Source organism: Thauera linaloolentis 47Lol = DSM 12138 (genome assembly GCF_000310205.1).
GTDB lineage: Bacteria > Pseudomonadota > Gammaproteobacteria > Burkholderiales > Rhodocyclaceae > Thauera > Thauera linaloolentis.
This window is the reverse complement of record NZ_AMXE01000003.1, coordinates 20,451-35,769: the sequence shown is the minus strand read 5'-3', so window position 1 is coordinate 35,769 and position 15,319 is coordinate 20,451. Positions and strand designations below refer to the sequence as shown.

Sequence of the window (15,319 nt, the reverse complement as noted above, 5' to 3'; positions counted from 1 at the left end):
CTCAAGAACAGGATTCGATGATGCCGGGGAGACTCGATTTCTGCCGCACCGCAGCATCAGGGTTCGCACCAATGGTGCGCAGCATGGGCGCGATTCTAGCATGCGTGCCGATCGTGCCATGGGCAGCGCCAGCGGCCCCGCCCACGGCGGCACACAGTAGGCCGCGCCGAGGGCGAGCCCCGGCGATCAAGCGCGGCCGGCCTGCCCGGCCAGTCTCCCACTCCCACCCCAGACAGCATTGAAATGACCCAGGACAAAGACGCGCCGCTGCGCGAAGACATCCGCCTGCTCGGCCGCCTGCTCGGCGATACCGTGCGCGACCAGCAAGGCGCCGCGGCATTCGGCCTGATCGAACGCATCCGCCAGAATTCGGTACGCTTCCATCGGGACGACGACGACGGCGCCCGCCGCGAACTCGAGGACATCCTCGACGCCCTGTCGCGCGAGCAGACCATCCAGGTCGTGCGCGCCTTCAGCTATTTCTCGCATCTGGCGAACATCGCCGAGGACCAGCACCACATCCGCCGCTCGCGCGCCCACCTGATCGCCGGCTCTGCGCCGCGTGAAGGCAGCCTCGCCCACGCGGTCGATACGGTGCTCGCCAGCGGCGCCACCGACGCCGCCGGGCTGGCGGCCTTCCTCGACACCGCGCTGGTATCGCCCGTGCTCACCGCCCACCCCACCGAGGTACAGCGCAAGAGCATCCTGAACTGCGAAACCGTGATCGCCCGCCTGCTCGACGAACGCGACCGCATGCAGCTCACCCCCGACGAGGCCGAAGCCGCGCTCGAAGCCCTGCGCCGCGCGGTGCTCACGCTGTGGCAGACGCGCATGCTGCGCACCGCCAAGCTGTCCGTGATCGACGAGGTCAACAATGGCCTGTCCTATTTCGGCACCACCTTCCTGCACGAACTGCCACGCCTCTACGCCAGCCTCGAAGACCGACTCACCGCCACGGATCCCGGCCTCGACGGTACCGAGCTCGCCGCCTTCCTGCAGGTCGGCAGCTGGATCGGCGGCGACCGCGACGGCAACCCCTTCGTCACCGCCGAAGTACTGGACAAGGCCTTGTCGATGCAGGCCGCGGTCGCGCTCGACCACTACCTGGCCGAGTTGCACGCGCTGGGTTCGCAGTTGTCGATGAGCCAGGGTTTCGCAGGCGCCTCGGACGCGCTGCTGGCACTGGCCGAACGCTCCCCCGACAAGTCTCCCCACCGCAGCGACGAACCTTACCGGCTCGCCGTGTCGGGCATCTACGCCCGGCTCGCCGCCACCTACCGCAGATTGCTGGACCACGACCCCGCACGCCACGCCGTGGCCGACGCCGAACCTTATGCCGGAGCGGGCGAACTGGCGGACGACCTCGACACCCTGCACCGTTCGCTGCTCGCCAACGGCTCGGCGGCGCTCACCCGCGGCCGCCTGCGCCAGTTGCGCCGCGCGGTGAGGGTATTCGGCTTCCATCTCGCGCCGATCGACCTGCGCCAGAATTCCGACGTGCATGAACGCGTCGTTGCCGAACTGCTGGAGACCGCCTGCCCGGGCACGGACTACCGCGCCCGCGACGAAGCCGGCCGTTGCGCGCTGCTGCTCGAGGAACTCGCCACCGCGCGCCCGCTGGCCTCACCCCACCTGGCCTACTCCGCCGAAACCGAGGGCGAGCTGGCGATCTTCCGCAGTGCGCGCCGCGCCCACCTGCGCTACGGCACGGCGGCGATCCGCAACTGCATCATCTCCAAGACCGACGACGTCTCCGACCTGCTGGAACTGGCGGTGCTGCTGAAGGAAGCCGGCCTGCTGCGCCCGCTGGAGAAAGCGCTCGACGTCAACATCGTGCCGCTGTTCGAGACCATCGGCGACCTGGAGAATGCGGCCGGCGTCATGGACCGCCTGTTCTCGCTGCCGATCTACCGCGAACTGCTCGCCGCGCGCGGACAGACGCAGGAAGTGATGCTGGGCTACTCGGACAGCAACAAGGACGGCGGCTTCCTGACTTCCGGCTGGGCGCTGTACAAGGCCGAAGGCGAACTTGTCGCCATCTTTGCCCGCCACGGCGTGCGCCTGTGCCTCTTCCACGGCCGCGGCGGCTCGGTCGGACGCGGCGGCGGCCCGAGCTACCAGGCCATCCTCGCCCAGCCCGAAGGCGCGGTGCAGGGCCAGATCCGCCTCACCGAACAAGGCGAAGTCATCGGCGCCAAGTATGGCAACCCGGAAGTGGGCCGCCGCAACCTCGAAGTGCTGGTGGCCGCCACGCTCGAGACGAGCCTGCGCCCGGCCGACGCCAGCCCCACGCCGATGGCCTTCCTCGACACGATGCAGGCGCTGTCGGACGCAGCCTTCTCCGCCTACCGCAGCCTGGTGTACGACACCGAGGGCTTCGAGCGCTACTTCTGGGAATCCACCGTGATCAGCGAGATCGCGGCGCTCAACATCGGCTCGCGCCCCGCTTCGCGCAAGAAAAGCACCGCCATCGAGGACCTGCGCGCCATCCCATGGGTGTTCAGCTGGGCGCAATGCCGGGTGATGCTGCCGGGCTGGTACGGCTTCGGCAGCGCGGTACAGGCCTTCCTGGCGCAACACCCGGGGGACGGGCTGGCACTGCTGCAGCGCATGTTCCGCGAGTGGTCGTTCTTTGCCACGCTGCTGTCGAACATGGACATGGTGCTGGCCAAGAGCGACCTTGCGATCGCCAGCCGCTACGCGGATCTGGTCAAGGACGTCGCCCTGCGCGAGGAGATATTCGGCCGCATCCGCGCCGAACACCAGGCCACGGTGCACGCGCTGCTGCAGATCACCGGCCAGCGCGAACTGCTCGACGGCAACCCGCTGCTCAAGCGCTCGATCCGCAACCGCTTTCCCTATCTCGACCCGCTCAACCACGTACAGGTCGAACTGCTGCGCCGCCACCGCGAGCACGGCGAGGACCCGCGCATCCGCAACGGCATCCACATCTCCATCAACGGCATCGCCGCGGGGCTACGCAACAGCGGCTGATCACAACCCGAGCGCCTGCCGCACAGCCGGCCACTGCCGGCGGCTGACCGGCAGGCGCTCGCCGGGCCCCGCCAGGCCCTTCAGCAGCACTTCCCAACGGCCCTCGCCGTCGGGCTCGCCGACGCGCTCGACGCCTTGCACCGCCTCGCGTGCGACCAGGCAGTTGCGATGCACGCGCAGCAGGCGCTGCGGAAACTCCTGTTCGAGCTGCACCAGGGATTCATCGAGCAGATAGTCGCGCTCCGCCGTGCGCGCGGTGACGTACTTCAGTTCGGCCTTCAGATAGATCACATCGGCGACGGGCAGCAGCAGGATGCGCCCACGCTCGCTGACACTGAAGTGGCGCCGCTCGTTCGGCGCCAGCGCGGCCAGCCGCAGGTCGGACGACAACTGGCGGGTGCGCAGCTTGCCCAGCGCGGTCGCCAGCCGTTCGGCCCGCACGGGCTTGAGCAGGTAGTCGACCGCTGCGAGCTCGAAGGCCTCGACCGCGTACTGGTCGTAGGCGGTGACGAAGATCACCGGCAAGGGCGGCGACCGGCGGGCCAGATGGCGCGCGAGCTCGACGCCATCCATGGATGGCATGCGGATGTCGGCCAGCACCACGTCGGCCGTTTCGGCGTCGAGCAGGCGCAGCGCCTCGATGCCATTGGCGGCCATGCCGACCACGACGTTGGCGCAGGCCGGCGCAATGTCGCCGAGCAGGTCGCGCAGACGGCCGCGGGCAGGCGCTTCGTCATCGGCGATCAGCACACGCAGGGCGGCCGGCTTGTCGGCAGGTGAATTCATGGGGACGGACTCCGGTAAGGCAGGCGGATGCGGACGCGATAGCGGCCGCCGGCGCATTCGCAATCCAGCCCCGCCTCGAGATCGAAGAACAGCATCAGGCGCTCACGGATGTTGTCCAGCGCCATCCGGTTGCCCTCGTGGTGGCGGCCGACGTCGTGGACCGGGTTGTCGACCTCGAGCCGCAACTCGCCGCCATGCCGCTCGATGCGGATGCATACCTCGCCTGTTTCGCTCGAAGGCTCGATGCCGTGATAGACAGCGTTTTCCAGCAGCGGCTGCAGCAGCAGCGCGGGCACGCGCGCGCGCAGCAGCGCCGCGCGTTCGGCCGACCCCTGCGCCGGCAATTCCCAGCGCACCGCCAGGCGCTCGTCGAGGCGCAGGCGCTCGAGATCGACGTAACGCTCGCACAGCGCCACTTCGTCGCCCAGCGGGACAAGTTCGCGGTTCTCGCGCATCAGGACCCGGAACAGATCGGCCAGTTCTTCCAGCGCGCGCTCGGCCCGCCGCGGATCGGAACGGATGACGCCCAGCACGCCGTTGAGGCTGTTGAACAGAAAATGCGGGCGGATGCGGGCGGTCAGCGCCTGCAGGCGCGCCTCGGCCAATGCCGGCGAATAGCGCCGGCTGCGATAGTCGAAATACGACAGGCAGATCAATGCCGCCCCCAGCGCCCAGGCAAGGCGGCGGAACAGGCTGCCGCCCTCGACCAGGGGATAGCTGAGCGCCACCGCAAGCACCACCAGCGCCAGCAGCCCGCCCAGCGCGGACCGGGGCGGCAGGGCCCGCAGCCGGGGTGAGGCGAGATAGAGCAGCAGCACGACCAGCAACAAGGGCAGTTCGACGCGGCCGGCCATCAACACGGCCTCGCCGAACAGGCGCTCGCCCTCATCCACGCGCACCAGCAGCGTAGCCAACGCGAGCAGATTGACGGCCAGGAGCAGACGCAGGATGACACCCAGATTGCGGAAGTCCGGCAACGCCGGGGCGCCGAGCGGCGCGGGCTTTTGCTTTATAATTTCCATCGTTCTTCCGTGCCGCGGCCGCGGCCGAATCTCCCTCATGCAAGGCCTGCCGCACCGTGCAGGCCGACACCTTCCCGACACGCATTATGACAGACACCACGACGCCGGCAGCCGGCGGCAACGAACCCGCCAAGGCCTGGTCCGGCCGTTTCACTGAACCCGTTTCCGATCTCGTCAAGCGTTACACCGCCTCGGTATCCTTCGACCAGCGCATGGCCGGGCAGGATATCCGCGGCTCGCTCGCACACGCGAAGATGCTGGCAAGACAAGGCATCATCGCCGCCGCCGACCTCGCCGACATCGAACGCGGCATGGCGCAGATCCTGGGCGAGATCGAGCGCGGCGAGTTCGCCTGGAACCTGGACGACGAAGACGTCCATCTCAACATAGAGAGGCGCCTCACCGCCCTCGTCGGCGATGCCGGCAAGCGCCTGCACACCGGCCGCAGCCGCAACGACCAGGTCGCGACCGACATCCGCCTGTGGCTGCGCGACGCCATCGACCAGATCCTGGTGCTGATCGACGAATTCCAGGCCAACCTGCTCGACATCGCCGAAGCCCATGCCGGCACGCCGATGCCCGGCTTCACCCACCTGCAGGTCGCCCAGCCGGTCACCTTCGGCCACCACCTGATGGCTTATCACGAGATGAGCCGCCGCGATGCCGAGCGCTTCGCCGACTGCCGCAAGCGTGTCAACCGCCTGCCGCTCGGGGCCGCCGCGCTGGCCGGCACCAGCTACCCGATCGACCGCGAGTTCGTGGCCGCCGAACTCGGCTTCGACGAGGTCTGCCACAACTCGCTCGACGCGGTCAGCGACCGCGACTTCGCGATCGAGTTCTGCGCCGCGGCCGCGCTGCTGATGACCCATCTGTCGCGCCTGTCCGAAGAACTGATCCTGTGGATGAGCCCGCGCGTGGGCTTCATCGACCTGGCCGACCGCTTCTGCACCGGCAGCTCGATCATGCCGCAGAAGAAGAACCCCGACGTGCCTGAACTGGTGCGCGGCAAGACCGGCCGCGTCAACGGCAGCCTGGTCGCGCTGCTGACGCTGATGAAAGGCCAGCCGCTGGCCTACAACAAGGACAACCAGGAAGACAAGGAGCCGCTGTTCGATACCGCGGACACGGTCGTCGACACGCTGCGCATCTACGCCGACATGATCACCGGCATCAGGGTCAAGGCCGACGCGATGCGCGGCGCGCTGACCCAGGGCTATGCCACCGCGACGGACCTGGCCGACTACCTGGTGAAGAAGGGCCTGCCCTTCCGCGACGCACACGAAGCCGTGGCGCTCGCCGTGCGCGCGGCCGACGTCAAGGGCTGCGACCTGCCGCAGTTCTCGCTCGACGAGCTGCGCATCGCGATGGCGCATGTGCCGGGCGCCGCCGAACGCCTGGGCGAGGACGTGTTCGGCGTGCTGACCGTCGAAGGCTCGCTCGCATCGCGCAAGCACGTCGGCGGCACGGCGCCGGACCAGGTGCGGGCGGCGGTGGCGCGCGCGCGCAAGCTGCGGGCCTGAGCGGGCGCCGTGCCGGTGGAGCGGATTGGCAAGTACGAGATTCGCCGCCAGCTCGGCGAAGGGGCCACCAGCGTCGTCTTCCTGGCCTGGGACCCCTTCAACCTGCGCGAGGTCGCGATCAAGCGGTTACGCCGCGAAGTGCTCAGCGACCGCGAGCGCGGGCGGCTCTACCGCCAGCTCTTCCTCAACGAGTCGGCCTTCTCGGGCCGGCTGCACCACCCCCACATCGTCCAGATCCACGACGCCGCCGTCACCGAGGACGACGCCTACGTCGTCATGGACTACGTGCCCGGCGGCACGCTGGAACGGCTGACCCGCCCCGGCGCGCTCGCCGCCTTCGAGCGCATCATCGAAATCGTGTTCAAGGCCACGCGCGCGCTCGACTACGCGTTCCACCAGGGCATCACCCACCGCGACATCAAACCGGCCAACATCCTGCTGATGGCGCCCGAAGGCAGCGACATCCGCATCTCCGACTTCGGCGCCGCCCTGGTCACGGCGCGCGAGACCACACAGATATCGGGCGTCGGCTCGCCGGCCTACATGTCGCCGCAGCAGGTGCGCGAAGTGCCGCTCGACCATCGCACCGACATCTATTCGCTGGGCGTCGTGATGTTCGAACTGCTCACCGGCCATCTGCCCTTCGAAAGCGGCAACAACTACAGCCTGCTGTACCGCATCGCGCACGACACGATGCCGCGCCCGTCCGAACTGCGCCCGGACGTGCCCGAAGCGCTCGACGCCATCGTGCGCCGCGCCACCGAGCGCGACGTCGAACACCGCTACCAGAACTGGGCGGAGTTCTCGCACGATCTCGCGCTCGCTTTCCGCAACCGCAGCGTCGAGATCACGCGCGGCTCGGTACCGGAGGCGGAAAGGTTCGAGTCCCTGCGGGCGATGCACTTCTTCCGCGAGTTCTCCGACGCCGAGCTGTGGGAAGTGATTCGCGTATCGCAGTTCAGCCGCGTACAGACCGGCACGGTCATCATGAAGGAAGACGAAGGCGGCGACTCGATCTGCTTCATCATCGACGGCGAAGCCCGGGTCAAGAAACGCGGCCGGCTGCTCAACGTACTGACGGCGGGCGAGTGCTTCGGCGAGATCGCGGTGTTCTCCGCAGCGGCAGGCATACGTTCGGCCTCGGTCGAGGCAAGCACCGAAACCCGTCTCGTCACCCTTCGCGCCCACGCCCTGCGCCGTGCCAGCGACACCTGCCGCATGCATTTCTACAAGGCCTTTCTCGAAGTGCTGGCAACCCGCCTGTCGCTGGCCAGCGCCCGCATCGCCAACCTATGAACCACCCCGCCCTGCCTGCGATCGAATCCGCAATCCGCCAGCTCGCCGGCAACCGCTTCCGTATCCGCAGCGCCCATTCATCCGGCAACGGCCCAAGCCTGACCGTCGCGGACGGCAGCGCAAAGTACTTCGTCAAGCTCGGCGCCATCGATCGGCTGCCGATGTTCGAAGCTGAAATCGACGGCCTGCTCGCACTGGCGAGCACGGGCTGCTTTCGCACGCCGGCGCCGATCGCCTGCGGCAGCGGCGAAGACAGCGGCGAGGCCTTTCTCGTGCTCGAGCACCTGGAACTGCATCCATTGCAGTCCGCCGAACACGGCATCCGCTTCGCCGACGCGCTGGTCGCGCTGCATCAGACCACCGGCCCACGCTTCGGCTGGCGGTGCGACAACTTCATCGGTGGCACGCCGCAGCACAACGCCTGGGCCGACAACTGGGCGCTGTTCTTCACCGAACACCGCCTTCGCCCGCAATTCGCCCTCGCCCGCAGCAAGGGCTTCAGCGGCGAACTGCAGAAGCAGGGCGAACGCCTGTTTGACCGCGTACCGGCGTTGTTCCTCGACTATCGCCCACGCGAAAGCCTGCTGCACGGCGACCTCTGGCACGGCAACGCAGCCGTGCTCGCCGACGGCACACCCGCAATCTTCGACCCCGCCACGCATTACGGCGATCGCGAATCCGACATCGCCATGAGCGAACTGTTCGGCGGTTTTCCGGGCAGCTTCTATGCACGCTACCGTGCCGGCTGGGCACTCGACGAAGGCTATGAGGCGCGCAAACTGCTGTACGGCCTATACCACATGCTGAACCATCTGAACCTGTTCGGGCGGGGCTACCTGGGTGAGGCGCTGCGCCTCGCCACGCGGCTCAATGCGGCGCTATCGATGTGGAATCACTGACAGCGGCCCGCCTGGGCTACGGAAGGCGACCCGATTGTCGGGAATTCTTACACCAAAAATCCAAAGCCACAGTCCATCTCATAAAAAAATCATTTATTTCAATGACCTGATGCTTGCTCGAGCATTCAGGCGTGAAGTTTGCTACACCCAAGGCAGACAGTTGCTCTTGTCGTGGAACTCGAGCGGCTATAATTGCTCGAACATTGCCAGAAATTCAAAGAGGTTGAACATGACACACGCACCCCAGGACAACTCCACGGAGCAGCGGCGACGTTTGCTCAAGGGTGCATTGGGCGCGTCCACCGTCGTCACCCTTGGGTATGGCGCACCGGTCGCCGCAAGCTCGCTCAATTGCGTTGCCAAGGTCATTCGGGACGGGGGCCATCCCGCGAATACCAATCAGTTCTTCCTCGGTGACCTTCCTCCTGCCTCAACACCTGGCAACTGGGCCTGGAAGGAAGTAACAGTCAACATGTACTCCGGAGGTATCGAGGGTTTTGTGGCCGACGGCGTGGTCTATTCGACCGATAGCACTCTGGATCACCGGCAGCTTACTGGCGTCACCGTCGTGCCTACCCCAAATTATCCAAAGAAAGGCTGGGTGCTGGTCTATTTCGATAAGGAAGGTGGCGAAGCCGGAACTTATCCTGCAAAGAATGCAGGGGCCGGTGATTACGCACCAGCATCCGCATCCTGCCTGAATTCGATCAACCCAGGCGTCATGGGCGATTACAAATTTGGTGGCTGAGCAATCGCCGGTTCAGGCAGTCCATGGGGCGCTTGCCTGGCTGCAAGAATACTGCCCGTCCCTCGACGGGCAGTTTCTTTTTCTGGACCCGCTGTGGTGGGAAACCCACCAACTCAGCGAAGGCGCAGTACAGGTTCTTCGTGAAGCGGCCGAAGCCATCGAAGCCGGGCGTTTCGAAGACTTCCAACGCGACGTGGATGCTGCAGGAGGCTGGCCGCCGGGTCTGGAAAAACTGACCCACACGCTCCTCCTGGGTGACTCCCCCCGGTGAAAGAGTGAGGACGCCGGCATACCGTGTGCTCGACGTCGGCGCCGCGCGCATTGCAGTGCACTCGCCGATCGCCCGCTTCCACGCCGATCTCGACACCGTCTATCCGCACCAAGGCCGCGAAGATCCGGCTGACTTCGCCGACGTGCGCGTCACCCTGCTGCCCGATGCCCCCTTGCTACAGCCATGGAAGCGCCAGGTATCACTCTGGTCCGAAGCCTCTCGCCCCTTCGAACCCTACCCGCGCCACAGCGCACTGCCGCTGTTCGAGTGGGGCGGCAACTGGCTGCTCGCCCAGCGTCTCAATGCCTACCTGCTGCTCCATGCCGGCGTCGCCGCCCGCAACGATCGGGCGCTGATCCTGCCGGCCGCGCCCGGCTCCGGCAAGAGCACACTCACCTGCGCACTGCATCTGGCCGGCTGGCGTTTCCTGTCGGACGAATTCGGCGTGATCGAGCCTGATTCCGGCATGGTGCTGCCACTGCTCAAGCCTGCAGCATTGAAGAACCGCTCGATCGAAGTGATCGGCGCGCATCCTCGTGCCGTCCTCGGCCCGGTGTTTCCGGGAACGCGCAAGGGCGACGTCGCCCATTTCGTGCCCGACCGCGACAGCCACGAAGGCCGGCACCGTCCCGCCCGCCCGCGTCTCGTCGTCTTTCCGCGCTACCAAGCCGGCTCGCCGCTGTCATGCACACCGGTCCCCGAAGCCGAGGCTGCCATGCGGCTTGGCTTGAACAGCTTCAACTACCGGGCGCTGGGCCCCGTCGGCTTTCAGGCCGTAATCCGGCTCGCACGCGAGTCGCACGCCTGGGAGCTGGTTTACGACGACCTAGACAGCGCCATCGAAACCATCGAAACCCTGCTGGAACGCGCGCCATGAGCATATCGCTCAGTTCCGCAACCGGGCTCCTGCTGCAAGGCGTCGCAGGCCCGCTGCAACTCGCGGAATCGGACTGGGAGTACATCCTCCGTCTTGCCCGCATGAGCGGCCTGCATGGCCGGCTGGCCGCAGCAAACAAGGACAATCCCACGCTGCCCGCCCCCATTCGCCGCCACCTGCTGTCAGCCGAGCGAATGTGCGCCTTCAACGGGCAGATGCTGCAAGGCGAGCTTTCGAGCCTGGCGAGCTTGTGCGACGGACGCTTCCCTGTCCTGCTCCTCAAGGGCGCCGCCTACGCTCGCCAGAACCAAGCCTTCGCTCGCGGCCGCTTCGTCTCCGACGTCGATCTGCTGGTGCCTCGAGAACACCTCCGCAGCATGGAACAACGCCTGCGGTCCGCAGGCTGGAAGCCGGCCGAGCTCGACCCTTACGACGAACGCTATTACCGGGACTGGAGCCACGAAACACCGCCGATGCGCTTACCCGGGCACTTCCTGGAAGTGGATCTGCACCACGCGATCACACCGGTAACCGCAGGCCTTCGCTTCGACCCCGCGCCATTGTTCGATGCGAGCGAAGCACTGCCCGGCACTCCTTTCCGCGCCCTGTCGCTCGAGGATCAGGTGCTGCACGCCTGCCTGCATTGTTTCCAGGACGGAGACCTGTCGCTCAGAGTGCGCGAGGTGGCCGATATCGACGGCCTGCTCAGAAGCGCGGCCGGCCAGAACGAATTTGCCGAACGCCTGATCGGACGCGCTGCACGCCTCGGCCTGCAGCGCCCGCTATGGTATGGCCTGCGCTTCGCCCATGCCTGGATGGAAACGCCGCACGCACAGGAGATGCTGGCAAGACTCGAAGCGCCGCCGGCCTTGTGCCGCGCTGCGATGGAACGCCTGGTCCCGCTGGCCATGCTGCCGCCGGATCCGGACTTTCCGCCATCGGCCAGCGTGCGTCTGGCGCGGCTGGCCATGTTGACCCGCTATCACCTGCAGCGCATGCCCTTGCGCATGCTGCTGCCTCACCTGGCGCGGAAAGCGGGCTTGCGCATACGCAGCCGTTTCGCTGGGGCGCCCTCGCAAAATGCATGAAGCCAGCCTACAAGCTGGCTTCGATGAATGCACTTCCCGACGAATGTCAGGGTAACTACGGCCTTTGGCAGCTTTCAGTCCGCCCCGCCGATACCCGCATCGTTCAGCATCTGCTGCAGCTCGCCGTTCTGATACATCTCGCGCATGATGTCGCTGCCACCGACGAACTCGCCCTTGATGTAGAGCTGCGGGATGGTCGGCCAGTTGGAGAAGGCCTTGATGCCCTGGCGGATTTCGTCGTCGGCCAGCACGTTGACCGCCAGCACTTCCTTCACGCCACAGGCCTTCAGGATCTGCACGGCAGCCGAGGAAAAGCCGCATTGCGGGAACTGGGGCGAACCTTTCATGTAGAGAACCACGTCGTTGGAGGTGACCTGGTCGCGAATGACGTCTTGGATGCTCATGATTGGGGTCGTTAAAAGTTGAGTTGAATAGTCGGGTAATTCTAGGCAGGGCCGTGCCCAGCGTCAATATGACCCTCATGCCCGCCCACGGCGGATGCCACCTGCCGGCTCAGGCGCGCCCCAGCCAGCGGCCGCCCGAGACACGCTCGATACCGGCGATGTCCTTCCACGACGCAATTGCCGCAAAGCCGGCGTCGGCCAGCAGGCCGCGCACGGCGGCGGCCTGATCATAGCCATGCTCGAGAAACAGGTAACCGTGGTTCTCCAGCCTGGCGGGCGCCTGCATGACGATTTCCTGCAGATCGTCGAGCCCGGCCGGCCCTGAGGCCAGCGCGCCCGGCGGTTCGAAACGCACATCGCCCTGGTCGAGGTGCGGATCGGCCGCTGCGATGTATGGCGGATTGGCGACGATGAGGTCGAAGCGTTCTTCGCCCAGCGCCGTGAACCAATCGCTCTGCACGAAGGATACGCTGGCGCCGAGACGGGCGGCATTGGCCATCGCCACCCACAAGGCCTCGCGCGAGCAGTCGAGCGCGCTCACATCGGCTTCGTCGAGTTCCAGCGCCAGCGTGATCGCCAGCGCTCCACTGCCCGTCCCCATGTCGAGCACACGGACAGCCTTGCACCCGGAAAAATGCGCGAGCGCCAGCTCGACCAACAGCTCGGTATCCGGACGGGGAATCAGCACCGCGGGCGTGACGATGAATTCGCGGCCGAAGAACTCGCGCTCGCCAGTGAGATAGGCAACCGGTTCGCCGGCCAGACGGCGCTCGACCAGCGCACGATAGGCCCCCCAATCGTCGCCTGCGAGCCGCTGTTCGGGCCAGGCGACGAGCCGCGCCGCCGGGCATTGCAGCACATGGCGCAGCAGCACCCGTGCATCCATCAGATCTATGCGCGCCCTCGCCCAGGCCAATGCACCCGCGATGTCGACGCTGTCGGGATCCGCCCCCGCCATGCCCGGCATCATCAGTCGTCGGCCAGCGCCGCCAGCAGTTCGGCCTGGTGCTCGAGCGTCAGGGCTGCGACCAGTTCATCGAGCTCCCCCTGCATGACCGCCTCCAGCTTGTACAGCGTGAGGTTGATGCGGTGGTCCGTCACCCGCCCTTGCGGGAAGTTATAGGTGCGGATGCGCTCCGAGCGATCTCCGCTGCCGATCAGGCTCTTGCGCTGTGCCGCCTCGGCGCTCTGCAGCGCGCGGACCTTGGCGTCATGGAGGCGTGCCGCCAATACCGACATGGCCTGTGCCTTGTTGCGGTGCTGCGAGCGATCGTCCTGGCATTCGACCACGATTCCCGTCGGGATGTGCGTGATGCGCACGGCGGAATCGGTCTTGTTGATATGCTGGCCGCCCGCCCCCGATGCGCGGAAGGTATCGATGCGCAGGTCCGCGGGATTGATGTCGACTTCCGCCACCTCGTCGGCTTCCGGCAGCACGGCGACCGTGCACGCCGAGGTGTGGATGCGCCCCTGGGTTTCCGTCACCGGCACACGCTGCACGCGATGTCCGCCCGACTCGAACTTCAGCTTCGAGAACGCGCCAGAGCCGGCGACACGGGCGATCACTTCCTTGTAGCCCCCGAGGTCGGATTCGCTCGCCGATACGATCTCGACCTTCCAGCGCTGGCGCTCGGCATAGCGCGAGTACATGCGCAACAGATCGCCCGCGAACAGCGCGGCCTCATCACCGCCGGTGCCGGCACGGATCTCGAGGAAAAGGTTGCGCCCATCGTTGGGATCACGCGGCAGCAATGCGCGCTGCAATTCACCGTCGAGTTCCGCGATACGTTCCTCGCCGGCGGCGAGCTCCATCTCCCCCAGCTCGCGCATTTCCGGATCGGCGAGCAGTTCGCGGGCGGTCGTGCAATCCATTTCGGACTGAACGTAACGGGCATACAAAGCCACCACCGGCTCGATCTCGGCCCGCTCCCGCGACAGGTCGCGGAACGCATTCACATCGCGCGCGGCATCTTCGGCGGCCAGTGTGCGGTCCAGTTCCTGCAGGCGCGCAGCAAGATGTTCGAGTTTGTCCCGGATGCTCTGTTTCATGGATGGATGGCCCCGCCTCCACGCCGCAACCGGGCGCAGACACGGACGCAGTATGCTAACCCTGGTGGGGGAGATTGAAGAGCTGCTGCACGAACTGGCCGGCTTCGGCCTTGTGCTCGCCTTCCGCTTGGTTCAGATAGCGGGTCGGCCCGTGCATCAGCTTGTTGGTGAGACCATGGGACAGCGCCTCGAGCACCTTCTGCGGGTCATCACCCTTGGCGAGCAGGCGTACGGCACGTTCGAGCTCGGCCTGGCGCAACGCCTCGGCGTGCTCGCGCAGCGCCCGGATCGCGGGTACGGTCTGGCGCGCCGACATCCAGTGCAGGAAGCCATCCACCCGCGTATCGATGATCTGCTCGGCCTCGATCACGGCCTGCTGGCGGGACTCCATCCCGGCATCGACCACCTGCGCGAGATCGTCGACGGTGTACAGGAAAATGTCATCGAGCCCGGCGATCTCGGGCTCGATGTCTCGCGGTACCGCCAGATCGACCATCACCACCGGGCGGTGGCGGCGCGCCTTCACCGCACGCTCCACCATGCCGAGTCCGACGATGGGAAGGGGAGCCGCCGTACAGGATACGACCACGTCGAAACGCGACAGCATGTCGCCGACCTGGTCGATACGCATCGTCTCCGCCCCGAAACGCGAGGCCAATGCCAGCGCACGCTCTTCGGTGCGGTTGGCCACGGTCATCGACCGGGGCTGTGCGCCGGCGAAATGCGCCGCACACAATTCGATCATCTCGCCCGCGCCGATGAACAGCACATGCTGGTCGGCCACACGCTCGAAGATCCGCTCGGTCAGGTGCACCGCGGCGGCGGCCATCGACACCGTATTGGCGCCGATCGCCGTGGTGGAGCGAACTTCCTTGGCGACCGAAAAGGTGTTCTGGAACAGCTTGTGCAGCAGCGTACCCATCGTGCCCGCTTCTTCGGCACGACGTACGGCATCCTTGACCTGGCCGAGTATCTGCGGCTCGCCGATGACCATCGAGTCGAGGCCACTGGCAACGCGGAACACATGGCGGACCGCATCGCGCTGCGGATACGCGTACAGGTAGGGGGAAACGTCGTTGAGGGCGACCTTGTGGAAGCGTGCGAGCCAGTCGGCCGCATGCTGCGGCTGCTCGGCGGCGAAATAGAGCTCGGTACGGTTACAGGTCGACAGAATCGCAGCTTCGCGTACCGAATCGGCATGCGCCAGATCGTGCAGCGCCTGACCCAGCCTTTCAGGCTGAAACGCAACGCGTTCGCGAATCGCGAGCGGCGCTGTGTGGTGATTCAGGCCAAGGGCGTAAAGCTGCATTCGGGATCAGGCTGTTCAGCGCGCTTCGATGGAAAGGTGCGCATTATAGCACCCGC

14 protein-coding genes are annotated in these 15,319 nt (G+C 66.4%); 8 read left to right on the top strand and 6 right to left on the bottom strand.

Going from position 1 to position 15,319, the window contains the following annotated elements:
- The first annotated feature begins 243 nt into the window (after nucleotides 1-243).
- A complete protein-coding gene (ppc, locus tag C666_RS01710) occupies nucleotides 244-2,994 on the top strand; it encodes a phosphoenolpyruvate carboxylase (protein WP_004332965.1) in 2,751 nt (916 codons plus the stop codon).
- Here the strand turns inward: ppc and C666_RS01705 are convergent, their stop codons facing one another.
- The gene (locus tag C666_RS01705) at nucleotides 2,995-3,780 is read right to left on the bottom strand and encodes a LytR/AlgR family response regulator transcription factor (protein ID WP_004332963.1); all 786 of its coding nucleotides are present in this window, start codon (nucleotides 3,778-3,780) and stop codon (nucleotides 2,995-2,997) included.
- A complete protein-coding gene (locus tag C666_RS01700; protein WP_004332961.1) occupies nucleotides 3,777-4,802 on the bottom strand; it encodes a sensor histidine kinase in 1,026 nt (341 codons plus the stop codon). The genes C666_RS01705 and C666_RS01700 overlap by 4 nt, the downstream gene beginning before the upstream one ends.
- A gap of 86 nt (nucleotides 4,803-4,888) precedes the next feature.
- Here C666_RS01700 and argH point away from each other — a divergent pair, with 86 nt between their 5' ends.
- Genes argH through C666_RS01670 form a run of 7 tightly spaced genes read left to right on the top strand, consistent with a single transcriptional unit; the run spans nucleotide 4,889 to nucleotide 11,501 of the window.
- Nucleotides 4,889-6,322 (top strand): argininosuccinate lyase, encoded by a 1,434-nt coding sequence (argH, locus tag C666_RS01695; protein WP_004332959.1) that lies wholly within the window; start codon nucleotides 4,889-4,891, stop codon nucleotides 6,320-6,322.
- 9 nt (nucleotides 6,323-6,331) lie between these two features.
- Entirely contained in the window at nucleotides 6,332-7,618 is a 1,287-nt protein-coding gene (locus C666_RS01690; protein ID WP_004332957.1) for a serine/threonine-protein kinase, read from the top strand.
- Nucleotides 7,615-8,517: a fructosamine kinase family protein gene (locus C666_RS01685; RefSeq protein WP_004332955.1), complete on the top strand. Its 903-nt coding sequence runs from the start codon at nucleotides 7,615-7,617 to the stop codon at nucleotides 8,515-8,517. The genes C666_RS01690 and C666_RS01685 overlap by 4 nt, the downstream gene beginning before the upstream one ends.
- A gap of 34 nt (nucleotides 8,518-8,551) precedes the next feature.
- Nucleotides 8,552-9,265 (top strand): hypothetical protein, encoded by a 714-nt coding sequence (locus tag C666_RS20290; RefSeq protein WP_154666171.1) that lies wholly within the window; start codon nucleotides 8,552-8,554, stop codon nucleotides 9,263-9,265.
- Nucleotides 9,258-9,536 carry a hypothetical protein gene (locus C666_RS19505; RefSeq protein ID WP_081593361.1) on the top strand — a complete coding sequence of 93 codons (279 nt, stop codon included), beginning with the start codon at nucleotides 9,258-9,260 and terminating at the stop codon, nucleotides 9,534-9,536. The genes C666_RS20290 and C666_RS19505 overlap by 8 nt, the downstream gene beginning before the upstream one ends.
- A gap of 4 nt (nucleotides 9,537-9,540) precedes the next feature.
- On the top strand, nucleotides 9,541-10,413 hold the full coding sequence (locus C666_RS01675) for an HprK-related kinase A (protein WP_028792156.1): 873 nt from the start codon (nucleotides 9,541-9,543) through the stop codon (nucleotides 10,411-10,413).
- Nucleotides 10,410-11,501 (top strand): nucleotidyltransferase domain-containing protein, encoded by a 1,092-nt coding sequence (locus C666_RS01670; RefSeq protein ID WP_004332950.1) that lies wholly within the window; start codon nucleotides 10,410-10,412, stop codon nucleotides 11,499-11,501. The genes C666_RS01675 and C666_RS01670 overlap by 4 nt, the downstream gene beginning before the upstream one ends.
- 74 nt (nucleotides 11,502-11,575) lie before the next feature.
- Here the strand turns inward: C666_RS01670 and grxD are convergent, their stop codons facing one another.
- The 4 genes from grxD to hemA form a co-directional block, all read right to left on the bottom strand.
- The gene (gene grxD, locus C666_RS01665) at nucleotides 11,576-11,905 is read right to left on the bottom strand and encodes a Grx4 family monothiol glutaredoxin (protein ID WP_004332948.1); all 330 of its coding nucleotides are present in this window, start codon (nucleotides 11,903-11,905) and stop codon (nucleotides 11,576-11,578) included.
- A gap of 109 nt (nucleotides 11,906-12,014) precedes the next feature.
- Nucleotides 12,015-12,863: a peptide chain release factor N(5)-glutamine methyltransferase gene (gene prmC, locus C666_RS01660; protein WP_028792157.1), complete on the bottom strand. Its 849-nt coding sequence runs from the start codon at nucleotides 12,861-12,863 to the stop codon at nucleotides 12,015-12,017.
- Nucleotides 12,864-12,874: 11 nt separating this feature from the next.
- Nucleotides 12,875-13,954 carry a peptide chain release factor 1 gene (prfA, locus tag C666_RS01655; RefSeq protein WP_004332944.1) on the bottom strand — a complete coding sequence of 360 codons (1,080 nt, stop codon included), beginning with the start codon at nucleotides 13,952-13,954 and terminating at the stop codon, nucleotides 12,875-12,877.
- Between the two features lie 55 nt (nucleotides 13,955-14,009).
- Nucleotides 14,010-15,263: a glutamyl-tRNA reductase gene (gene hemA, locus C666_RS01650; RefSeq protein ID WP_004332942.1), complete on the bottom strand. Its 1,254-nt coding sequence runs from the start codon at nucleotides 15,261-15,263 to the stop codon at nucleotides 14,010-14,012.
- Between the last annotated feature and the right edge of the window lie 56 nt (nucleotides 15,264-15,319).